The 22,134-nt window shown below is 71.9% G+C and carries 20 protein-coding genes and 2 pseudogenes; 19 read left to right on the top strand and 3 right to left on the bottom strand.

The features are described from left to right. Positions 1 to 1,330 precede the first annotated feature (1,330 nt). Both Phou_RS11870 and Phou_RS11865 read right to left on the bottom strand, forming a co-directional pair. Positions 1,331 to 2,299 (bottom strand): ABC transporter permease, encoded by a 969-nt coding sequence (locus Phou_RS11870; RefSeq protein ID WP_173056109.1) that lies wholly within the window; start codon positions 2,297 to 2,299, stop codon positions 1,331 to 1,333. Beyond that, a pseudogene (locus tag Phou_RS11865) lies at positions 2,296 to 3,278 on the bottom strand (ABC transporter ATP-binding protein). The gene Phou_RS11870 and the pseudogene Phou_RS11865 overlap by 4 nt, the downstream one beginning before the upstream one ends. Positions 3,279 to 3,289: 11 nt before the next feature. Here Phou_RS11865 and Phou_RS11860 point away from each other — a divergent pair. The 19 genes and pseudogenes from Phou_RS11860 (at position 3,290) to Phou_RS11785 (ending at position 20,412) form a co-directional block, all read left to right on the top strand. Further along, positions 3,290 to 4,141, top strand: a complete 852-nt coding sequence (locus tag Phou_RS11860; RefSeq protein WP_173058264.1) for an ABC transporter ATP-binding protein — start codon at positions 3,290 to 3,292, stop codon at positions 4,139 to 4,141. Between the two features lie 9 nt (positions 4,142 to 4,150). Next, positions 4,151 to 5,049: pseudogene (locus tag Phou_RS11855) on the top strand (ribokinase). Between the two features lie 22 nt (positions 5,050 to 5,071). Next, on the top strand, positions 5,072 to 5,452 hold the full coding sequence (locus Phou_RS11850; protein ID WP_173056108.1) for a YccF domain-containing protein: 381 nt from the start codon (positions 5,072 to 5,074) through the stop codon (positions 5,450 to 5,452). A gap of 134 nt (positions 5,453 to 5,586) precedes the next feature. After that, positions 5,587 to 6,120 carry a serine hydrolase domain-containing protein gene (locus Phou_RS54415; RefSeq protein WP_281365023.1) on the top strand — a complete coding sequence of 178 codons (534 nt, stop codon included), beginning with the start codon at positions 5,587 to 5,589 and terminating at the stop codon, positions 6,118 to 6,120. Beyond that, positions 6,072 to 6,815: a serine hydrolase domain-containing protein gene (locus tag Phou_RS54410; RefSeq protein WP_281365068.1), complete on the top strand. Its 744-nt coding sequence runs from the start codon at positions 6,072 to 6,074 to the stop codon at positions 6,813 to 6,815. The genes Phou_RS54415 and Phou_RS54410 overlap by 49 nt, the downstream gene beginning before the upstream one ends. Before the next feature lie 218 nt (positions 6,816 to 7,033). Continuing rightward, positions 7,034 to 7,993, top strand: coding sequence for a LacI family DNA-binding transcriptional regulator (locus Phou_RS11840; protein ID WP_218578972.1), 960 nt, complete (start codon positions 7,034 to 7,036; stop codon positions 7,991 to 7,993). After that, the gene (locus tag Phou_RS11835) at positions 7,990 to 8,889 is read left to right on the top strand and encodes a carbohydrate ABC transporter permease (RefSeq protein ID WP_173056107.1); all 900 of its coding nucleotides are present in this window, start codon (positions 7,990 to 7,992) and stop codon (positions 8,887 to 8,889) included. Before Phou_RS11840 ends, Phou_RS11835 begins: the two co-directional genes overlap by 4 nt. Further along, positions 8,886 to 9,566, top strand: a complete 681-nt coding sequence (locus Phou_RS11830; protein ID WP_218578970.1) for a carbohydrate ABC transporter permease — start codon at positions 8,886 to 8,888, stop codon at positions 9,564 to 9,566. The genes Phou_RS11835 and Phou_RS11830 overlap by 4 nt, the downstream gene beginning before the upstream one ends. Further along, complete coding sequence (locus Phou_RS51035; protein ID WP_218578968.1) at positions 9,470 to 9,718, top strand: ABC transporter permease family protein; 249 nt, start codon at positions 9,470 to 9,472, stop codon at positions 9,716 to 9,718. The genes Phou_RS11830 and Phou_RS51035 overlap by 97 nt, the downstream gene beginning before the upstream one ends. A gap of 12 nt (positions 9,719 to 9,730) precedes the next feature. After that, positions 9,731 to 11,005, top strand: coding sequence for an ABC transporter substrate-binding protein (locus Phou_RS11825; RefSeq protein WP_173056106.1), 1,275 nt, complete (start codon positions 9,731 to 9,733; stop codon positions 11,003 to 11,005). Between the two features lie 2 nt (positions 11,006 to 11,007). Further along, complete coding sequence (locus tag Phou_RS11820; RefSeq protein ID WP_218578966.1) at positions 11,008 to 12,162, top strand: ADP-ribosylglycohydrolase family protein; 1,155 nt, start codon at positions 11,008 to 11,010, stop codon at positions 12,160 to 12,162. After that, positions 12,137 to 13,522, top strand: a complete 1,386-nt coding sequence (locus Phou_RS11815) for an ADP-ribosylglycohydrolase family protein (protein ID WP_173056105.1) — start codon at positions 12,137 to 12,139, stop codon at positions 13,520 to 13,522. Before Phou_RS11820 ends, Phou_RS11815 begins: the two co-directional genes overlap by 26 nt. Then, a complete protein-coding gene (locus tag Phou_RS11810; RefSeq protein WP_173058263.1) occupies positions 13,516 to 14,400 on the top strand; it encodes a ribokinase in 885 nt (294 codons plus the stop codon). The genes Phou_RS11815 and Phou_RS11810 overlap by 7 nt, the downstream gene beginning before the upstream one ends. Before the next feature lie 119 nt (positions 14,401 to 14,519). After that, entirely contained in the window at positions 14,520 to 15,782 is a 1,263-nt protein-coding gene (locus tag Phou_RS11805) for a glycoside hydrolase family 18 protein (protein ID WP_173056104.1), read from the top strand. A gap of 68 nt (positions 15,783 to 15,850) precedes the next feature. Then, a complete protein-coding gene (locus Phou_RS11800; RefSeq protein WP_246273501.1) occupies positions 15,851 to 16,438 on the top strand; it encodes an SUMF1/EgtB/PvdO family nonheme iron enzyme in 588 nt (195 codons plus the stop codon). Further along, positions 16,435 to 18,096, top strand: a complete 1,662-nt coding sequence (locus Phou_RS11795) for an alpha/beta hydrolase-fold protein (protein ID WP_218578964.1) — start codon at positions 16,435 to 16,437, stop codon at positions 18,094 to 18,096. Before Phou_RS11800 ends, Phou_RS11795 begins: the two co-directional genes overlap by 4 nt. Continuing rightward, on the top strand, positions 18,057 to 18,437 hold the full coding sequence (locus Phou_RS51030; protein WP_218578962.1) for a hypothetical protein: 381 nt from the start codon (positions 18,057 to 18,059) through the stop codon (positions 18,435 to 18,437). The genes Phou_RS11795 and Phou_RS51030 overlap by 40 nt, the downstream gene beginning before the upstream one ends. Further along, the gene (locus tag Phou_RS11790) at positions 18,434 to 19,621 is read left to right on the top strand and encodes a CaiB/BaiF CoA transferase family protein (RefSeq protein WP_173056102.1); all 1,188 of its coding nucleotides are present in this window, start codon (positions 18,434 to 18,436) and stop codon (positions 19,619 to 19,621) included. The genes Phou_RS51030 and Phou_RS11790 overlap by 4 nt, the downstream gene beginning before the upstream one ends. Then, positions 19,621 to 20,412, top strand: a complete 792-nt coding sequence (locus Phou_RS11785) for an HpcH/HpaI aldolase/citrate lyase family protein (protein WP_173056101.1) — start codon at positions 19,621 to 19,623, stop codon at positions 20,410 to 20,412. The genes Phou_RS11790 and Phou_RS11785 overlap by 1 nt, the downstream gene beginning before the upstream one ends. A gap of 913 nt (positions 20,413 to 21,325) precedes the next feature. Here the strand turns inward: Phou_RS11785 and ddaH are convergent. Then, positions 21,326 to 22,102: a dimethylargininase gene (ddaH, locus tag Phou_RS11780; protein ID WP_173056100.1), complete on the bottom strand. Its 777-nt coding sequence runs from the start codon at positions 22,100 to 22,102 to the stop codon at positions 21,326 to 21,328. Positions 22,103 to 22,134 lie beyond the last annotated feature (32 nt).

Here is a 22,134-nt window from a genome sequence, read left to right as displayed (position 1 = left end):
TCCACTGCCCAAGGTTCGGAAATCGGTCCAGAACAACGTCCACCGGCGGGAGCGCGAGAGCGTAACCGAAGAGTGGCGGACTTCCAGACACGCGGGGAAGATCAAGACTCTCTGGCCGCCACGTGCGGTGTTCTCTCAGATGTTTGGCCAGATATCGAATAATATTCGATTTGCCCGCGTTGTTCTGCCCGGCAATTAGGTTGACTTTCGCAAGTGGCCCAAAGTATTGATAATCAGCCCCAAAGCTGCGGTAGCCACGCAACGCTAAACCATGGAGAAGCGGCGTCAAGGTACCTCCATTGCGTTCTCTAGGTCGAGTTGGGACAACGAGAGACGATAGCCCTTCTCCGCTGTGGATCGAGGGTAGACCTCGCCTACCCGGGCTCCGCGATGATCCCCGCCCCACACAAAAGGGCCCTGGCCCCCGATGGGAAGCCAGGGCTCTTGACCCCAATCTGGGCCAGCGCACCCACTAACCGTGCACGCCACGCCGTCCGTAGGTCGGCTTCGGGAGTTCCACAGTCGCCTTGATCAGCAACATGCCAGGTTCAGGATTCTGTGGCCTTCCCTGGACAACCGCTCCCGCGGCCTCACCGTCCGCGGTGCCGCCAGCACCCAGGGGTCCGCGCGCCGCAGCCACCACCGTTTGGAACGTTCAATCCGAACGAGGTGTGACCTGCCGCGATGTGCGTCGTGGTCCGGACCGTTGCCTTGCGGCCTGCCGCTGTGTGCCCGCGGTTGCCGTCTCACCCTCCGCGGTCGCCCAGCTCTAACCAGGGGCCCGCTCCGGCAGATCTTGGCAAGTTAGCGTCGAAATAGCGCACCAACTCACCAAGGTCTTGAAGCTAACACCGCCCCAACTGATCGGCAGTCACCGACCGCGACGACGGTGCCGAACTGCGGGAAGTGATCCCAACTCCGAAGTCGAAAACGCTTAGTCTCCACGATTTGCGCGAGCGGGGTGAGCTGGGCGACCGCGGAGGGTGAGGCCGCGGCGGTCCGGACCACAACGGACATCGCGCTAGCTCGCGTCTCGTTGGGTTGGATTTGCTGAAGGCCGCGGAGATCCGACCCCCCGACCCGAAGGTCTCTTGCGGCCCGCGGCGTGAACGGGCGCTGTGGTTGCTGGGCCGCCGCGCGTCGCCGGGCGGACAGGTCCAGCTTGGTAGCCCTCCCCGCGGCTCACGCCGACCCCGCAGACGCACCCAGCCGAGGCGGGGTTGTGCGACCGCGGAGGGTGAGGCCGCGGGAGCAACGGTCCGGACCACCGCGGACGTCGCGGTAGCTCAGAGTCTCTGCGGTTGGCGGGCCTTGACCGACGATCAGGTCGTCAGGCCAGGTCGCGGTGGCGGAAGGTGGCGAAGGCGCCGCCCACGATCACCGCCAGCGTGATGGCGAAGACGGCGGCGGCGTGCAGCCACGTCAGCTCGTACTGGCCGTCGCAGAGGGAGCCGAAGCTGCCGATGCACGCGTACTGGTCGTAGAAGGAGACGTCGCCGGCCATCCATGCGCCGATGTAGCTGGTCAGCATGTACTGGTCGGGGCGGCCCACCTCGACCACCTCGAAGACGATGCGGGCGCCGATCTCCCACACGATCGCGTACGTGGCGATCAGGCCCAGCGCCGCCGCCGTGTGGCGGCCCAGCGTGGCGGCGCCGAAGCCGAGTGCGCCGGCGAAGAGCACCATGCCCAGGCCGCGCAGGACGGTCAGGGACAGGTCGCCCCAGAACTCGCCGTCGACCGCGCCGGGGACGCCGGCCACCTCGGCTATGGCGTAGAACGCGCCGATGTAGAGGACGCTCGCGGCGATTGACACCGCGACCGTCGCGGCGAGGACTGTGGCTAGTTTGGTGCCGAGCACGGTCAGGCGCTGTGGCCGCCACAGCAGGAGGTTGGTCATGCCGCCCGAGGTGAGCTCGGCCCCCACGAAGGAGGCGGCTACCAGGAAGGCGAACAGCGCGAGGAACGCGATCAGGAAGTAGACCAGGTCGGTGATCTCTTCCGAGAACACGAAGACGCCGAAGAGGTAGTCCTCGATTCGCGGGTCGCGCTCCGCGTACGCCTCGCAGAAGCTGGCGCTCGCCTGCCGCCGCTCGCAGTCTTCGCGGACGTCCGCGATCCGCTGCTCGGCCAGGCGGACCTGATCCTCGGCCCGCTGCCACTCCACGGCGGTCGGCTGGTGGGAGCTGGCGACCGTGGTGGCCACCGTGACGCCGAAGGCCGCGATCAGCAGCACGGTCATCAGCTGGACGAACCGGCGGGCCACCAGCCGGCTGAGCTCGGCGAGTGCGAGGTTCACGGCTGGACTCCCAGGTCGATCGGGCCGGGCTGGACCGCCTCGTCCACCTGCTTCGGCGCGCCGGGCTCGGGTGTGGTGCCGGTCAGCTGGAGGAAGACGCTTTCGAGGTCGGGGTGAGCGGGGTCAGCTCGGAGACCCACATGCCGCGCTGCCCGAGCTGCTCGGCGATCCAGGCCGAGTCGCCCACGTCGGCGACCACGAGGTGCTCCTCGTGCTTGGTCACCGGGAGGCCGGCGTTGGTGAGCACATCGGCGGCCCGGTCGAGGTCGGCCACGCGCACCCGGTACTCACCCTTGTCGAAGCCGGAAAGCACCGCGGTGACCGGGCCGGTCGCGACCCGCTGGCCGCGCGAAATGATCGTCACGTGGTCGCAGATGAGCTGGATCTCGGCGAGGATGTGGCTGGAGACGAGCACCGTGATGCCGGCCGCCGAAAGCTCGCGCATCAGGTCGCGCATCTCCCGGATGCCGGCCGGGTCGAGGCCGTTGGCCGGCTCGTCGAGGATCAACAGCTCGGGCTGCTTGAGGAGCGCGGACGCCACGGCGAGGCGCTGCTTCATGCCCAGTGAGTACGCCTTGACCCGCTCGTCGCCCCGGTCGCGGAGCCCCACCTGGGTGAGCACCGCATCGACCCGCTCCTCCGGCACACCACCGGCCCGCGCCAGCAGGCGGAGCGTGCGGCGGCCGGTGAAGTTGCCGAAGAACGCCGGGCTCTCCACGATCGCGCCCACGCGCGGCGCGATCAGCGGCAGCGCCTCCGGCGCGGGCTGGCCGAGGATGGACATGCGACCGTCGTCGGCGCGGACCAGGCCGAGCAGCGTGCGCAGCGTGGTGGTCTTGCCGGAACCATTGGGCCCGAGGAACCCGTGAACCTGCCCCGCCTCGACCGTCATGTCGAAGCCGTTGAGGGCCACGCGCGCGCCGCCCCGCAACGTGCGGAACGTCTTGCGCAGCCCTTCGATCTGGATGACGGCCGTCATGGGCCAGAACCATACGGTGCTGGTCACATCCTTGGGGGGCGGCAGTTCAAACGTGGTTGGATGGTCGCGTGACATCGTCCGAAGATCTCGTGGTTGACCTCGACAGCGTCGGTGTCGTGCGCACCGGCGCGCACCTGCTGGCGGATCTCACCTGGAAGGTCGAGCTGGACGAACGGTGGGTCGTCCTCGGTCCGAACGGCGCGGGAAAGACCACCCTCCTGAACATCGCCGGCGCCCGCCTCTACCCCAGCACCGGTACCGCCCGCGTGCTCGGCGAGCGCCTCGGCCGCACCGACGTCAACGAGCTGCGCACCCGCATCGGCCTTGCCAGCGCGGCGCTGGCCGAGCGGATCCCGGGCGACGAGCGGGTCGCCGACGTGGTGATGACCGCGTCGTGGGGCGTCGTGGGGCGGTGGCGCGAGCGGTACGAGGCGATGGACGAGGTGCGCGCGCGGGCGCTGCTGGAGCAGTTCGGCGTGGCGGGACTGGCCGACCGGGCGTACGGGACCCTCTCCGAGGGCGAGCGCAAGCGGGTGCAGATCGCCCGCGCGCTGATGAGCGACCCCGAGCTGCTGCTGCTCGACGAACCGGCCGCCGGCCTCGACCTCGGTGCCCGTGAAGACCTGGTGGGCCGGCTGGCCGAGCTGGCCTACGACCCGGACGCCCCCGCCCTCGTGCTCGTCACCCACCACGTCGAGGAGATCCCGCCCGGCTTCACCCACGCGCTCCTGCTGCGCGACGGCGCGGTGGTGGCGCAGGGTCTGATCGGCGACACGGTGACGAGTGAAAACCTGTCGAAGACGTTTGACGTGCCGCTGACGCTGGAGCGTTCGGGCTCGCGCTTCACGGCTCGGGCTGCTTAGCTCTCCCGTATGCGTGCGCCTCGGGTGGTCGTCGCCGGCAGCGCCAACATGGACCTCGTCGCCACCGCGCCGGTGCTGCCCCGGCCGGGTGAGACCGTGCTCGGCAAGGACTTCGCGATGGTGCCCGGCGGCAAGGGCGCCAACCAGGCGATCGCCGCCGCGCGGGCCGGTGCCTCGTGTGCTTTCCTCGGAGCGATCGGCTCCGACTCGTTCGGCGTGACGCTCAGGGCGAGGCTCGCAGCGTCCGGTGTGGACAGTGCACAAGCGAGAGTGGTGTACGGGGCGTCCGGCGTCGCGCTGGTCGTCGTCGACGGCGAGGGGAAAACACCATCGTCGCCACGCCGGGTGCCAACGCCGCGTTCACGTCGCTCACCGAGGCGGAGCTCTCGGCGGTGCGCGGGGCGGACGTGCTCGTGGCCCAGCTGGAGATCCCGGTCGAGACGGTGACCGAGGCGGCGCTCGCGGCCCGCGCCGCCGGCGTGCGGGTCATGCTCAACGCCGCACCCGCCCGCAGCCTGCCCGCCGAGCTGCTCGACGCCGTCGACCTGCTCGTGGTCAACGAAGGCGAGGCGTTCGCCATCACGGGGAGAGGGCGCGACGACCCGGGTGCGTTGCTGTCCGTGGTGCCACGCGCGGTGATCACATTGGGCGACGAGGGCGCGTGGTACGGGGACCGCGACGGCACGTCCGTGCATGTGCCCGCGTTCAAGGTCGAGACGGTCGACTCGACGGCCGCGGGCGACGCGTTCACCGGTGCGCTCGCCGTCGCCTGGGGTGAAGGCCGGGAGATGGTCGAGGCCGTGCGGTGGGCCTGCGCGGCGGGCGCGGTCTGCGTCCGGCGGCTGGGCGCCTCGGTCGCGTTGCCGCAGCGCGCCGAGATTGACGCGCTTTTCGGTTCGGCGGCTTGATCAGCTGGTACATGCTGGAGGCATGCTCCGCCTCATCCTCAACCTGCTCTGGTTGGTCTTCGGGAGTGGGATCGTGCTGGCCATCGGGTACGGCCTGGCCGCGCTGATCTGCTTCGCCCTGATCGTGACGATCCCGTTCGGCGTCGCCTCGCTGCGGCTGGCGTACTACTCGCTGTGGCCGTTCGGCAGGACGCTGGTCACCAAGCCGAGCGCCGGCCTGGCCTCGGGCATCGCCAACGTGATCTGGGTGGTCGTCGCCGGCTGGTGGCTGGCCCTGACGCACATCCTGGCCGGTATCGCCCAGTGCGTCACGATCATCGGCATCCCGTTTGGCATCGCGAACTTCAAGCTCGTCCCGGCCGCCTTCTGGCCGCTCGGCCGCGAGGTCGTCGAGCTCGACTGATCTCCCACAAACCCTGCCCGTGTCAGTGGCGGTGTCAGGACGGCGGCGGCCCGGTGTCAGCGCGCCTGGCGACCGTGGCTGTCATGAGCGGTTCGGCGTCGCTGGATCGGACACCGTGGGTAGGGAGACTCAAGATGAGCACTGGCAACCGTGGCTTTACCGCGACCGGGCTGCGCCGGCTGAATGGCGTGCTGGCGCGGCACGTCGACTCCGGGAAGGTGCCTGGCGTCGTGGCGCTGGTCAGCCGGGGCGGTGAGACGCACGTCGAGGCCATCGGGACCATGCGCCACGACGGTGGGCCGCCGATGCGGCGGGACACGATGTTCCGGATGGCGTCGACCTCGAAGCCGGTCTCGGTGGCGGCGGCGATGGTACTGCTCGACGAGTGCCGGCTGCGGCTGGACGACCTCGTGGAGCAGTGGCTGCCGGAGCTCGCCGACCGGCGCGTGCTGAAGCGGATCGACAGCCCGCTGGACGACACCGTGCCGGCGCGGCGGCCGATCACCGTACGGGACGTGCTGACCTCCACCTTCGGGCTCGGCATGGACCTGACGTCGCTGGGCACCCCGATCATGGGGCGGTCTTCGAGCAGGGGCTCACGCCGGACCTGCCGGTGCCGATGCCCGAGCCGGACGAGTGGATGCGCCGCCTCGGCACGCTTCCGCTGATGCACCAGCCCGGCGAGCGCTGGCAGTACCACATCAGCAGCGACCTGCTCGGCGTGCTCGTCGCCAGGGTCACGGGTCAGCCGTTCGAGACGTTTCTCCGGGAACGTGTCTTCGACCCCCTGGGCATGAAGGACACCGGCTTCCACGTGCCCGCCGACGAGATCGATCGGCTGCCCACCCTCTACGCCCCGGACCCGCGGACGGGCGAGTTCCACGTGTGGGACGAGCCCGCGAGCGGGCGTTGGAGCCAGCCGCCGGCGTTTCCGGGTGGCGGCGGTGGGCTCGTCTCCACCGTCGACGACTACCTTGCCTACTTCCAGATGCTGCTGGCCCGCGGGACGCACGGGGGCGAACGGATCCTGTCGCGGCCGGCCGTCCAGCTGATGACCACCAACCGCCTCACGCCCGAGCAGCAGGCCGTCCGGACCGCGATGGCGACCGACAACGTCCACGTGTCGTTCGGGCAGGGGCAGCACGGCGGTTGGGGTCTGGGGATGGCGGTGCGCACGTACCAGGGTGACTACGCGCCCATCGGCCAGTTCGGCTGGGACGGCGGAAGCGGCGCCACGGCCTACGCCGACCCGGAAAACCAGGTCACCGGAATCCTGCTCACCCAGGTCGGGCTCTCGGTGCCGAACTCGGCGCGGCTGATCCACGACTTCTGGACGACGGTCTACCAGGCGATCGACGACTGACACCACGCGGCGGGACCGGCCGGGCACCGTCCGGCCGGTCCCGCGCGGACGGCTTGGAAACGAGATCGTAACGAGGGGTTGACGCGGAGGGTGATCAAGAGGCAGGCTCTTGAAAACGTTTACAGCTGAGGTTCGGAGGTAGCGCCTGTGGGGCGTAAACGTTTACAGGATGCTGCCGACGGTCGGCCGACGGTGCACACCGTCGCCGCTCGGGCGGGGTGTCGATCGCCTCGGCCTCGCGGGTGCTCAACGGGATCGGCGGTAGCCCCGAGACCACCCGGCGGGTACGGGAGGCGGCGGCCGCGGTCGGGTACGTGCCGAACGCGATCGCCCGCTCCCTGCAGTCGCAGCGGACCGGCCTCATCGCGCTCGCCGTCGAGGACATCGGCAACCCGGTGTACGTGGCGATGATGCGGGCAATCGAGGCCGTGGTCGCCGAGTCGGGACATCAGCTTCTGGTGCACGCCACGGGCGGTGACGTGGCCGGCGAGACCGCGTTACTGCGCCGCCTCGCCCACCGTTACGTCGATGGCATGATCATTTCTCCGATCCGCATCACCGACGTGCACGTGGAGGCGCTCACCGCCAGCCCGGTGCCGGTGGTGGTGGTCGGCCAGCTGCCCGAAGACGTGCCCGTCGACAACGTGCGGGCCGACTCGCGCACCGGTGTCGCGCTCGCCGTCGACCACCTGGTCGGCGCCGGCCGTACCCGGATCGGGTTTGTGAATGGCCCGCTGGACACGGTGCCCGGCGCCGCCCGCGACGCCGGCTTCCGCGCGGCGATGGCGCGCCACGGGCTGGCAGTGGATCCGGCGATGGTCGAGGTCGGCGACTTCCAGTACGCGGCGGGGCGGGCCGCCGCCGAGCGCCTGCTCGCCCGGACCGACCCGGACGCCATCGTCTGCGCCAACGACCTCATCGCGGTCGGTGCCCTGCACGCGCTGCTGGTCGCCGGCCGCCGCGTGCCCGAGGACGTCGCGCTCGTGGGCATGGACGACACCGAGCTGGCGCAGATGTCGTTTCCGCAGATCTCGTCCGTCTCGCTCGGCTCCGCCGAGCGCGGGCAGCTCGCCGCCGGCCTGCTGCTCGACCGCATCGCGGACGGCACGCTCGCGCCTCGCCGCGAGCACGTCGCGCCGAGCCTGGCTGTCCGCGCGTCGAGCGGCAGTGTCCAATGACGACGTTTGCGGAGGCGCGGCGGCGGTCGGACCGGACGACGGTCTACCTCCTGCTGCTGCCCGCGCTCCTGCCGGTGCTCGTCCTCTCGGTGGTACCGCTGCTGCGCGGCATCTACCTCGGCTTCACCGATGCCCGCGCCGGCCGCAACGTCGACACCAGCTTCACGGGCGTCGAAAACTACCGCGAGCTGATGAGCGACGAGCTGTTCTGGAGCGCGTTCCGGATCGGGCTGGTGTGGGCGTTCGGGGTGACGATCATCCAGTTCGTCCTCGCGCTGGGTCTGGCGCTGCTGCTGGACCAGCCGCTGCGCTTCCGTGGCTTCGCGCGGGTGATGGCGCTGGTGCCGTGGGCGATGCCGCCGGTGATCGTCGGCATCATGTGGCGGCTCGTCTACCACCCGGACGCCGGCCTGCTCAACGAGGTGCTCTACCGCGGCGGCGCGGAAGGGCTGCAGCACAACTGGCTCGGCGACTTCAGCACCGCGCTGCCCGCGGTCATCGTCGTCGGCGTCTGGGCCGGCATGCCGCAGACCACGATCGTGCTCCTCGCCGGCCTGCAAGGTGTGCCGCGCGAGCTGCACGAGGCGGCCGCGGTGGACGGCGCGTCGACGTGGCAGCGCTTCCGCAGCGTCACGGTCCCCAACCTGATGCCGGTCATCATCGCCATCACCTCACTCGACTTCATCTGGAACTTCAACTCGTTCGGCCTCGTCTACGTGCTCACCGCGGGCGGGCCGGGTGGCCGGACGATGCTGCCGATGCTTTTCGCGTACGAGGAGGCGTTCCGCTACGGCAACTACGGCTACGCCGCCGCGCTCGGCAACGTGATGGTGGTCATCATCGTCGCCCTCCTCGCGCTGTACCTGCGGCGCCGGCTGCGGGAGGCGAACGCATGAAAGCCAGCCGGACGACGAAAACGTTCCAGTACATCGCGTTGCTGGGCTACATGGTCTTCCTCGGCTTCCCGCTCGTCTGGATGCTCTCGACGAGCTTCAAGCCGCCGCGCGAGATGGTGGAGATCCACCCCACGCTCGTGCCGCACAACCCCACGCTGGACAACTACGTCGAGGCGTTCACCGAGCAGGAGCTCGGCCGCGCCGCGCTCAACAGCCTGCAGGTGTCGCTCGCGACGGCGGTGCTGACCGTGCTCGTGGCGCTGCCCGCCGCGTACGCGCTGGCCCGCTTCAAGACCCGGCTCGGCACCGTCGCGCTCGGGTGGGTGCTGCTGTCCCAGCTGTTCCCGTTCGTGCTGCTGGTTATCCCGCTTTTTCTCATCCTCCGACAGGTCGAACTGGTCAACACCCACGCCGGCCTCGTCCTGGTCTACGTCGTGTGGGCACTCCCGTTCGCGCTGTGGATGCTGCAGGGCTTCGTCCGCAACATCCCGCGCGAGCTGGAGGAGGCCGCCGCCGTGGACGGCGCCACCCGGCTGCAGACGCTGCGCCGGGTGGTCGCCCCGCTGCTCGCCCCGGCGTGGTGGCCACGTCCCTGTTCGCCTTCATCTCCGCGTGGAACGAGTTCTTCTTCGCGCTCGTCCTGCTCAAGAGCCCTGACCTCGCGACCCTGCCGGTGACGCTGGCCCGGTTCGTCGGGGTCGAGGGCATCGCGCGGCTCGGACCCCTCGCCGCCGGTTCGCTGATGGCGACCATCCCGAGCCTTCTCTTCTTCGCATTCCTGCAGCGCCGGCTGACGTCCGGGTCGCTCGCTGGTGCCGTCAAGGGTTAGGAGTACACCCCCATGTTGAGAAAGTTGGTCGCCGTGTCCGCGGCGCTCCTCATTGGACTGTCCGGATGCGGCAGCGGAGGGGACGACGAGGAGACCAGCAGCGGCCCCGTCAAGCTCCGCTTCCTGAGCCTGGCGTGGCAGAAGGAGTCGCTGGCCGCCAACCGCGAGCTGGTCGACAAGTGGAACGCCGAGCACACCGACATCCAGGTCGAGTACGTGCAGGGCGACTGGAACTCCGTGCACGACCAGCTGCTCACCTCATTCGAGGGCGGGGACGCGCCGGACATCTTCCAGTACGAGAGCGCGTCGATCGGCGAGTTCGCGAAGCAGGGGTACCTGGCCGACCTGTCCGGGCTGCTGAGTGACGACTTCAAGGCGGAGATCCAGCAGGGCATCTGGGACACCGTCACGGTCGACGGCAAGGTGATCGGCGCGCCGTTCCTGCTGGAGTCGCAGGTCGTCCTCGCGAACAAAAAGTTGCTCGATGCCGCCGGTGTGACAGTGCCGGCCGCGGGCCAGGCGTGGACCTGGGACGAGTTCCAGTCCAACGCGCAGAAGCTCACCAAGGGCGGCACGTACGGCGTCGCGTGGGCGCTCAAGTCGCCGACCAACCGGGTGATGAACCTGTCGCTCAACTTCGACGGCAAGTTCTTCTACACCGAGGGCGGCAAGACCGAGGTGAAGGTCGGCGACGCGGAGAAGGAGATCCCGCGCCGGATCCACGACATGATCTACGTGTCGAAGACCGCCTCGCCGGACGCGGTCGGCATGGGCGGCACCGACCCGCTGCCCGGCTTCTTCGCCGGCAAGTACGCGATGCTGCCCGGCGGCGTGTACCTGCGCCAGCAGATGGTGGAGCAGGCTCCGGCCGGCTTCGAGTGGGTGACGCTGCCGCCGGTCAAGGGCACGTCGGCCAACCAGGCGGCCAACCCGCAGACCCTGTCCATCTCCGAGGACTCGGAGGGCAAGAAGCAGGCGGCGCAGTTCGTCGAGTACTTCCTCAACCCCGCCAACCAGGCTCGCCTCGCCCAGGGCGACTGGCTCGTGCCGACCGGCAAGAAGGCCGGCGAGGAGCTGGTCAAGGCGACCGGCGGCAAGCAGGGCTGGGACGTGGCGGTGGCCAGCGCCGGCGACCTGACGATCGCGCCGTTCCAGACGGTCAGCGGGTACCCGGAGTGGAAGACGAAGTACGCGACGCCAGCGCTCCAGCAGTACTTCGCCAACAAGATCACGCTGGATGAGCTGGGCACGCAGCTCGTCGATGGTGGGAAGCAGGTACTGAGGTAACCATGAGCACACTGCTCGACAAGTCGGTCGGCTGCCTCGTCGGCGCCGCGGTGGGCGATGCCCTCGGCGGTGCCACCGAGACGGCCCTTCCCGAAGAGATCCGGACGCGGTACGGCGGCTGGGTGGACGGCATCGTGCCCCCGTTCCACGAGAACTGGGCCACCAACCGGCCGCTCGCCCCGTACCACAAGGGCGACGGGCACATCACCGACGACACGTTGATGACCCACGCGCTGGTCCGGGCCTACGCGAAGAAGCGCGACCACCTCGACGCGTACGACGTCGCCGAGCTGCTCGTGCCCGACCTGATCGAGCGGGAGGTCTGGATACCCGACCTGGAGCGCGAGGCGGTGGCCTTCCACCGCCTCGCGGCCGCCGAACGGTGGCTCGTAACCCGCCTGCACCACGCGCACGCCGACCCGCGCGAGGCGGGCGTGGGCAACATCGTCAACTGCGGCGCCGCGATGTACATGGCACCGGTCGGCGTCGTCAACGCGGGCGACCCGGCCGGCGCGTACGCCGAGGCCGTCGAGATCGGCGGCGCGCACCAGCACAGTTACGGCCGCGAGGCGGCCGCGGTGTTCGCCGCCGCGGTGGCCGCCGCGATGGCGCCGGGTGCGACCGCCGGCGACGTCGTGGACGCGGCGCTCGACCTGGCCCGGGACGGGACGCGCGCCGCGATCGTCGCGGTGGTCCAGGAGGCCAGGGGGTACGAGGCGACACGTTCCGCCATCCCCGCGCTGCGTGCCGCGGTGGCGCCGTACGACACGGTGGGTGAGGACTACCGCAACCCGGGGCTCGGGGCACGGCGCCCGAGCCGGCTGCACTCCATCGAGGAGCTGCCGGTCGCGCTCGGCATGCTCGTCATCGCCGACGGGGGATACCGGGAAGCGGTTCTGGGGGCGGTCAACTACGGCCGGGACGCCGATTCGACCGCCACCATGGCGGGGGCGATAGCCGGCGCGCTGGGGGCGCGCCGGCCGTCCCCGCCGAGTGGGCCACCGCCGTGGCCGAGGCGTCCAGGGTGGACCTCGCGGAGCCGGCGCGGGTGCTGGCCGCCGTCGCCGCCGAGGTGTACGCCGCGGACGCCGACCGCTTCGCCCGCCGCGCCGACCGCTTCAAGGGACTGTCGTGAGGCTGACCTGGACGCTCCCTGAGGAGCTGCTGCCGTACGAGCTGATGGCGCAGCGCGACGAGGGGCACGACGTGTCCGAAGTGGAGGCGCGCTGGGCGGCGGCGGGCGGTGCGCTGGCGGCGCCGGTCGAGGGCGCCTCGGTGCCCGGCGACCCCTCGCTGCGTGCCCTGGCCCTGGAGCTGCTCGACGCCGTACCGGCGCCGGCGACCCCGCCGCTCGGCGTGACGCCGGAGGACGGCACCGGCGGGCGCACCGACCACGACCGGCTGCTCGGCGCGTGGACCGGGCGGGCCGTGGGGTGCGTGCTCGGCAAGCCGGTGGAGAAGATTCCCCGCCGCGGGATACGGGAGATCCTCACCGTGACCGGCCGTTGGCCGCTGTCCGGGTACTTCACCGCCGAAGGGCTCCCGCCGGACGTGGCCGGGCGCTGGCCGTGGAACCGCCGCAGCGCCGTCAACAGCCTCGCGGAAAACATCGACGGCACTCCCGAGGACGACGACCTCAACTTCGCCCTCCTCGCGCTCCACCTGCTGGAGACACACGGGCGCGACTTCACCAGCGCGGACGTGGCACAGGCGTGGCTGGACCAGCTGCCGGCCGGGCGGGTCTTCACCGCCGAGCGGGCGGCGTACCGCAACCTGCTGCTCGGCCTGGCGCCGCCGGCGACCGCCCGGCACCACAACCCGTTCCGCGAGTGGATCGGCGCGCAGATCCGCACCGACGCGTACGGCTGGGCCTCGCCGGGTCGGCCACGCGCGGCAGCGGCGCTGGCGTACCGGGACGCGGTGGTCAGCCACGTCGGCGACGGCGTCGCGGGGGCGATGTGGGTGGCCGCCATGACCGCCACCGCCGTCGTGGCGTCCACCGTGGACGAGGTACTGGACGCGGGCGAGTCCGTGCTACCGGGCGGCCCGTTCGCGGCGGCGGTCACCGAGGCGCGGGCACTGTCCGGCGACTGGGACTCGGTGCTCGACGCCCTCGAAAAGCGCCACGGCCACCTGCACTGGGTGCACGCCCGCAACAACGCCGCGCTGGTGGCCGCCGCGCTCGCGCACAGCGGCGGCGACTTCGACAAGGGCGTCTGCGCGGTCGTGAGCGGCGGCTGGGACACCGACTCCAACGGGGCCACGGTCGGCTCGATCCTCGGTGCGCTGAGCGGCGCCTCGGCGATCCGTCCGGAGTGGACCGCACCGCTGCGAGGGCGGCTGCGCAGCAGCATCGCCGGCTTCGACGGCGTGACGTTCGAGGAGCTGGCCCGGCGCACGGCGGAGATCGTCCCGGTGAGCGCCCCGCAGTCACGAAAGGCAAGCACGGTGAGCGCGAGGAGTGAGGGAGCGCCAGCGACCGAGCCCCGCGGTCGCGAACGGAAGGAGTCATCATGACCGCGCGGGTGGTCGTGGTGGGCAGCGCCAACCTCGACCTCGTGGTGACCGCGCCGGCCCTGCCCCGCCCCGGGGAGACGGTGCTCGGCGGCGAGTTCACGACCGTGCCGGGCGGCAAGGGCGCCAACCAGGCGGTCGCGGCGGCGCGTGCCGGCGGTCGGGTCAGCTTCGTCGGCGCGGTCGGCGACGACGACTTCGCCCGCCCCCAGCGGGACAACCTGGTCGCGGCGGACGTCGACGTGAGCCGGCTGCGCACCGTGCCCGGCCCGTCCGGCGTCGCGCTGATCGCGGTGGACCAGCACGCGGAAAACCTCATCGTTGTCGCGCCCGGCGCCAACGCGGCGCTCGCCGGCCTGTCGCCCGAGGACCGGGCCGAGGTCGCCCGGGCCGACGTGCTGCTGTGCCAGCTGGAGATCCCGGTGGAGACGGTGGCCGAGGCGGCCGCGACCGCCCGGGCGAACGGCACCGTCGTGGTGCTCAACGCCGCGCCGGCCCGCACACTGCCGGCCGCGGTGCTGTCGACGGTGGATCTGCTCGTGGTCAACGAGGGCGAGGCCGAGGTGCTCGCCGGCCGCCCCGCCGAGCCCGGCGACCTGCTCGACCTGGTACCCCGCGTGGTGATGACCCTCGGCGCCCGGGGCGCCGCCTACGCCGACCGCGACGGGCTGCGGCTCGACGTCGCCGCGCCGGCGGTGACGGCGGTGGACACGACGGCGGCGGGTGACGCGTTCACCGGTGCGCTCGCGGTCGCCTGGGCGGAGGGACGGCCGGTCGAGGAGGCGGTCCGCTGGGCCTGCGCGGCCGGTGCCGTCTGCGCCACCCGGCCCGGCGCTTCAAGCTCGCTGCCCACCCGCGCCGAGATCGAGGCCCTCTCGTGAGCGAGCGCGTTGGCGCGGCGGCGTCTGGACCGAGTGGCCCCGCCGACGAAGTCGGGGTTTCGGGGTCGCGAGGGAAGACGTCGCCTTCAGCGCCGCACGAGCGAGCGAACCATCAGGCGGTGAGCTTCAACCCGTACGTGCCGCGGCCGATCGACCGGCCGACCGAGGTGCTCGGCGCCCGCCTCGACGAGCTGGACGAGGCGAAGATCTTCGCGGCTCCGGACGACCCGGCGCTCTGGCCAGCCTGGCGGGAGCGGCTCACCGAGTGGCGGGCGGACGCGCGGCGGCGGCTCGGCTACGACGGGCGGCACTACGACGAGGTGCCCGGCGACTGCCTGAGCGTCTGCCTCGCCTGGCTGTGGGACGAGACGCTGTACGACCACGAGCGCGGCGCGTTCACCGTGGACGCCTTTCTGGACGGGGCCGAACGCGACTTCGGCGGCTTCGACGGTGTGGTGCTCTGGCACGCGTACCCGATCATCGGCCTCGACGACCGCAACCAGTTCGACTTCTACCGCGACGTGCCCGAGCTGCCCGAGGTGGTGCGCGCGTTCCAGGCCCGCGGCGTACGCGTCTTCGTCGACTACAACCCGTGGGACACCGGCACCCGCCGCGAGGCGGTGGAAGACGAGGAGGCGGTGGCGGCGATCGTCACCTGGCTGGGCGCCGACGGGGTCTTCCTCGACACGCTCAAGGAGGGTGCCGGCAAGCTGCGCGCCGCGCTGCCGCCGCACGTCGTGCTGGCCGGGGAGTCGCGGGTACCGCTCGCGCGCGTCGAGGACCACGCGATGTCGTGGGCGCAGTGGTTTGCCGACTCAGAGGTGCCGGGCGTCCTGCGGGCCAAGTGGTTCGAGCGCCGGCACGTGCTGCACCACACCCGCCGGTGGCACCGCAGCCACCTCGACGAGCTGCACTCCGCGTGGCTCAACGGCACCGGCATCCTCGTGTGGGAGAGCGTCTTCGGCGTCTGGGTCGGTTGGAGCGAGCGGGACCGCTCGGTGCTGCGGGCGATGCGGCGGGTGCACCGCAGCCATGCCGAGTGGCTGCGGTCGGAAGACTGGACGCCGCTCGCCGACCACGCCGGCGGCGACGTGTACGCGTCCCGCTGGGTCCACGAAGGACAGCCGCTGTGGACCGTCGTGAACCGGGGCGGCGACGTGGACGGCCCGTGGCTGGTCACCGGCGCGGCACCCGGCTTCGTCGACCTGCTGACCGGCGAGCCGCTTGCGGTGACCCCGGTCGGCGACGGGAAGGTGGCGGTCGGCGGGCCACTGGCGGCCGGCGGGATCGCCGCCGTCGCCGTGGGCGGGGGACGGGCCGGCAGGCCGCGGCCGGCGGCGACCCGGGCTTTCCCGCCCGCGCGGCGCTTCGCGTTCCGGTGACCGTCCCGCCGCGACGGGTCGTACCGGATGGGATGCTGGCCCTCGACGGTGGGCGACGGGATCTCGTGGTGCGGCACCGGGTCCGGGAGACCGGTCTTTATGGTGAAGCGCCCTATGTGGACGAGTGGAAGCCGCTCCCGCCGCGGTTGCACGGCGTCGGCACGCTGCACCGCAGCGTCCATCTCGGAGCGTTCGCGATCGCGGAGCGCGAGGTGACCCACGGCGAGTACGCGGCGTTCCTGGTCGCCACCGGCTACCGGCCGGTGCGCCCGGAGCGGTTCACCGCCGGGCAGGGCCCGACCGACCGGCCGGTGACCAATGTGGACCTGGCTGACGCGCGTGCGTACGCGGCGTGGGCCGGGCTGCGGCTGCCGACCGAGGACGAGTGGCAGGTGGCCGCCGAGGCGGGGCTGCTGCGCCGCACCGCGCCGCTGGTGTGGGAGCTGACCGAGAGCGAGCACGCCGACGGCCGCACGAGGTTCGTGATTCTCAAGGGTGGTGCGGACTTCCGTGCCGAAGGTTCCGACTGGTACCTCGACGGCGGCCCGCAGCCGCCCGAGGTCTCCGTCAAGCTGCTGATCGCCGGCGCCGGGCTGACCCGCTCGCCGAACGTCGGCTTCCGCTGCGCCGTTGACCTGACCGGAGGCGTTCAATGAGAAAAGCCGTCCTCGCCCTCGTCCTCACCGTGCTCACCGTGGGCGCGTCCGGTGCTGCCGAGGCCGGCGGCACCCGCGCCGGCACGCTGTCCACCGCGAAGGCCGGCACGATCGACTACACCGTCTACCTGCCGTACGGGTACGGCGCCGCCAGGAACGCGGCCGTCCGCTACCCGGTGCTCTACCTGCTGCACGGCCGGGGAGACACCATGCAGGCGTGGACCCAGGTCAAGGCGGACCTCGACAAGCTCATCGACGACGGCACGATCGCGCCGGTCATCGCGGTGCTGCCGGACGCGCCGTGGAGCGAGCGGGGCAGCTGGTACGTCGACTCCGCCTACGACGGCGGCACCGCGGTGGAGACGGCGCTCACCCACGACCTGGTGTCCCATGTGGATGCCACGTACCGCACGGCAGCGCACCGCGGCGCCCGCCTCGTCGGCGGCTACTCGATGGGCGGGTACGGCGCGCTCCGCTACGCCCTCGCCCACCAGGACCTCTTCGCCAACGCGCTCGTGCTCAGCCCGGCGGTCTACAACCCGCTGCCGCCGGCCGACTCCTCCGCACGCGAGTTCGGCGCGTTCGGCCAGGGCGGCGAGCGCTTCGTCGACGACGTGTACCGGCGCCTCAACTACCCCGCACTGCTGCCCACATTGGACCCTGATCTGCCGGTCAGGATGTTCATCGCGGTCGGCGACGACGAGTGGGCCAACCCGGACCCGGCGGACGCCGCGCACGACCTCGACTACGAGGCGGCGACGCTTTACAACAACGTGCGCCGTTCGGACGCGGTGGCGGCGCAGTTCCGGGTGCTCGACGGCGGGCACGACTGGGACGTGTGGCGGCCCGCGTTCGTGGCCGGGCTCACCGAGCTCAGCTCGACGCTCAGCGCGACACCGCCGACCGGCATCCCCGGGCCGTTGCGCGGCACGCCCGGCACCGACTGGGCGGGTGGCGTCGCCGCGGACGGCACTGTCGCGTACGCCGCGCCGGGCCCGGTGGACGGGCAGCCCTACGCGGGCGGGCTCGACGCGGTGGTGGAGGCGCCACAGTGGACGAGGCAGTTCGGCACGCCGGCAAACGACCGCCTGTACGGCGCGGTGTCCACACCCGACGGTGGCGTGATCGTCGCCGGGTACACCCGTGGCGACCTCGACGGCAAGCACCCGGGCAGCCCGGCCGACGACGGGTTCGTGGCCCGGTTCACGGCGACGGGGGAGCGGGCGTGGCTGACCCAGCTCGGCGACGCGACGAAGGCCGACCGCTTCTACGGTCTCGCGGCGGCGCCGGACGGCGGTGCCTACGTCGCCGGCTACACCAGCGGTGCGCTGGCCGGACCGAGCGCGGGCGACAAGGACCTGGTGCTGGCCCGCGTCGGTGCGGACGGCGCGGTCGCCTGGACCCGCCAGCTCGGCGGAGCCGGCGAGGACAAGGCGTACGCGGTGGCGGCCGCCGCGAGCGGCGTGTACGTCGCGGGCGTGACGTCGGCCGGGCTGCCCGGCGCGCCGTACCTCGGCGGCACCGACGGCTTCGTCGCGGCGTTCGGCACGGACGGCACTCCGCGGTGGGTCGCGGCCGACGGCGACCTCTTCGGGGGGTGGCGGTCACGACCGCGGGGGTGGTCGTGGCGACCGGGGCGGCCGGCGGCGACGTGCTGACTACCGCGTACAGCAGTGGCGGGACACAGCGGTGGCGGACGGTCACGGCCGGTCGAGGTGCCGACGCGGGCGCCGAGGTGGTCGCGCTCGCCGGCGGCGAGGTCGCGGTGGTCGGTTTCACCAGCAGCGCCTTCGGGGTACCGGCCGGCGGCGCGGACGTCTTCGCGCTGCGCCTCTCCAGCCGCGGCAAGCAGCAGGCGGTGGCCCAGCTCGGCACTCCTCGCGACGACGGTGCGGACGAGTTCGGCGAGGAGAACCTGTACGCCGTCCGGTCCGGCGAGCACCTGCTGATCACGGGCCGTACCAGCGGCGACGTGTTCGTGGCCGAGGTCGAGCCGTGAATCCGGCGCTCAACGGCGTACGCGTGATCGAGACGGCGACGCTCTTTGCCGGCCCGCTCGCCGCCGCTTTCCTCGGCGACTTCGGCGCGGACGTGGTGAAGGTCGAACACCCGGCCAAGCCCGACCCGTCCCGCGGTCACGGGCCGGCGAAGGACGGTCAGGGTCTGTGGTGGAAGGTGCTCGGGCGCAACAAGCGCACGGTCACCCTCGACCTGTCGGTGCCCGAGGGCGCCGCGCTACTGCGGCGCCTCGCCGGAGGGGCGGACGTGCTTGTCGAAAACTTCCGCCCCGGCACGCTGGAGCGGTGGGGGATCGGGCCGGAGGTGCTGCACGAGGACAACCCCGGCCTGGTGATCGCGCGGATCTCCGGCTTCGGCCAGATCGGCCCGTACGCGCGGCGCCCCGGCTTCGGCACTCTCGCCGAGGCGATGAGCGGCTTCGCGGCGGCGACCGGTGAGCCGGACGGTCCGCCGACGCTGCCGCCGTTCGGGCTGGCCGACTCGGTGACCGCGCTCGCCACCGCCTACGCGGTGATGCTCGCCCTGCACGCCCGCCAGCGCACCGGCGCGGGCCAGGTCGTCGACCTCGCCATCATCGAGCCGATCATGGCGATGCTCGGGCCCCAGATCACCTGGTACGACCAGCTCGGCTACGTGCAGCCGCGGCGGGGCAACCGGTCGGACAACAACGCGCCGCGCAACACGTACCGCTGCGCGGACGGGCGCTGGGTCGCGGTCTCGACCAGCGCGCTGAGCATCGCCGAGCGGGTCGTGCGGCTGGTCGGTCGGGCTGACCTGGTGGACCAGCCGTGGTTTGCCACCGGCTCGGGTCGGGCCGCGCACGCCGACGAGCTGGACGCGGCGGTGGCCTCCTGGGTCGCCGCCCGCGACCGGGACGAGGTGGTGGCCGCGTTCGAGGCGGCGGAGGCCGCGGTCGCGCCGGTGTACGACGTGCGGGACATCCTGGCCGACCCCCAGTACACGGCGTTGGGCACCGCGGTCGAGGTGCCGGACGAGGACCTCGGCACGGTGCGGATGCAGAACGTCCCGTTCCGCATGTCCGCCACGCCGGGCGCGATCCGGCACGCGGGGCGGGCGCACGGGCAGGACACGGTGGAGGTGCTCACGTCGCTCGGGTACACGTCCGAGCAGATCGAAGGGCTGCGCGAGCGCGGGGTGGTCTGATGCTGCTCACCTGGCTGTACGTGCCCGGAGACCGCCCGGACCGCTTCGCCAAGGCGGTCGCCTCGGGCGCGGACGCGGTGATCCTCGACCTGGAGGACGCGGTGGCGGCGCCCCGCAAGGAGTACGCCCGGGCGGCGGTCGCCGACTTCCTGACGCAGCGCCACGACCTGCCCGTGTACGTGCGCATCGCCTCCACCGCCGACCTGCCGGCAGCCGCCGGCGCGACCGGCCTGCGCCTGCCCAAGGTCGAGACGGCCGAGCAGGTACGGGCCATCGCCGCGCTCACCGCCGTGGAACTGCACCCGCTCATCGAGTCAGCGGCCGGCGTCGAGAACGCCTACCGGATAGCGACAGCGCACCCGGCGGTGGCCAGCATCGGCCTCGGCGAAGCCGACCTGCGCTCGGACCTCGGCGTGACCGACGAGACCGCACTCGCCTGGCCGCGCGGCCGCGTGGTGGTGGCGGCACGAGCGGCCGGCCTGCCACCGCCGGCGATGTCCGTGTACCCCGACGTGTCCGATGTGGACGGTCTGGCAGCCTCGTGCCGGCTAGGACGCGGGCAGGGCTTCCTGGGCCGCGCCGCCATCCACCCCCGCCAGCTGCCGGTGATCGAGGCCGCCTTCCGCCCGGAGCCGGAGGAGGTGGCGCGGGCCGTGGCCCTGCTCGCCGGCGTCGCGCATGCGGCAGAGGCCGGCGAGGGCACGGTGGTCCTGCCCGACGGCACTTTCGCCGACCGCGCCATGGTCGGCGCCGCCCAACGCGTGCTCGACCTCGCCGCCCGCTACGCCTGACCGCTCTCGCGGCCTCACCCTCCGCACCCATCGCTGGTGCGTCGCGGCACAGCGCCTCTCAAGCTGGGCGCACCAATGCGCCCAGCCACCCCGCTCCTCACGCCCGCGCCGCCCGCACCGCCCGCCGCCCGCGCTGCCCACGGCCGCCTGATCATGGGCTGATTTTGGGCTACCGCGATGTCCGCGGTGGTCCGGACCGTTGCTCCCGCGGCCTCACCCTCCGCGGTGGGGACCTGAACCCCCTTGTGCGTTAGGCGGTTCGCGCAGGAGCCTTCGTCGGTGCGGGCGCTTTGTCGCCACGGACCAGGCAGCCGGCGCTCAGCTCGCCTCGCCGGCAGATCGTGGTACCGATTCGCCCCTACAGGGGCCGATCCACACCGCGATCGCCACACCCTGCGAAGCCCTCACCACCTTGACCGCACCCGGGGCACTGCACAATGCCGGCGATCACCGGCCGAGCCCGTGGTTCGGTGGCCGCGCCGCAGCAGCAGCGGCTCGGACACGACAGAGTCCGACCCGAGTTAGCTGGGAGCTGCCGCTATGCCCGCGGGTGCCGCCTCACCCTCTGTGGTCGCCCGGCTCAACCCGGGAGCCCGTTCCGGCAGATCTTGGCAAGTTGGCGTCGAAATAACGCGCTAACTCACCAAGGTCTCGACTGCGGTGCCGCTTGCGTGCGACGGATGGCGCTGACGGTAATGAGCCCTCAAAGACGGCGCCGCATCGTGGGCGGGCTCGGCGTTGGATTGAGCCTGGCGACCGCGCAGGGTGAGGCCGCGGGAACGCACCCCCAAGAAGACGCTCCACGTTTCCCCGAGGCCCCGCGCAACGGTCCGGACCACCGCGGACATCGCGGCAGCTCACATCTCCTTCGGTTTGAACTTTCCAGAAGGGCTCACCCTGACCGCGAGAGGGTCTAGTGGTGGGGGCCGGTCACGCCGGGCACCAGGACGCTCAGGCAGGTTACGCAGCCCTCCAGCTTCTCGAACTCGCTCACGTCGACCACGACGGGCGTGAAGCCGAGGTCTTCCAGCAGCGACGTGGTCTTCGGTGCGGCGGCGCTGATCATCACCTTGTCGCCGCCCAGGCAGATCACGTGGCAGCCGGCCCCCTCCTCGACCGTGCGCACCGCGGGGAAGATGCCGACGTCGACAAGGCCGGGCGAGGCGACCACTGTGCCGTCCGGCAGGGCGGTGACCGCCGACTTGAGGTGGAGTACACGTCCGAGTGGCACCGCCACCACGCGGCGGTCGGGGAGCAGCCCGCGCATCTGGCGGATCGCGGAGCCGTTCGTGCGGCCGCCCTGGCCGACGTAGACGGTGTCGCCGATCTGCAGCACGTCGCCGCCGTCGAGGGTGCCCGGCGAGGTGATCTTGTCGACCTCAAGGCCCACCGCGCGTACGGCGGACTCGGTGCCGGCCACCTCCGGGCGGCGCTGCGGGGCGCCCGGTCGGGCGAGGATGGCCCGCGAACCGCTCACCACGACGGTGTCCTCGACGAAGACGGAGTCGGGGCAGTGGTCGGCGGGTACCACGTCGAGCACGCTCCAGCCGGCGTCGGCGAGAGCGGCGCAGTACGCGTCGTGCTGGCGCCGGGCGAGGTCGACGTCCACAGTCGACCGTTCGATGTGGGTGACCAGCCCTTCGGCGAGGCGGCTGCTGGGCCGCCGCACGAGCGCGATGCCACGGCTCATGGGATGTGGGACCTCCTGGATCATGGGGGTCC

The sequence above is a fragment of the Phytohabitans houttuyneae genome, from assembly GCF_011764425.1.
In the GTDB taxonomy this organism is placed as follows: domain Bacteria; phylum Actinomycetota; class Actinomycetes; order Mycobacteriales; family Micromonosporaceae; genus Phytohabitans; species Phytohabitans houttuyneae.
This window is presented reverse-complemented; position numbering and strand designations above follow the sequence as displayed.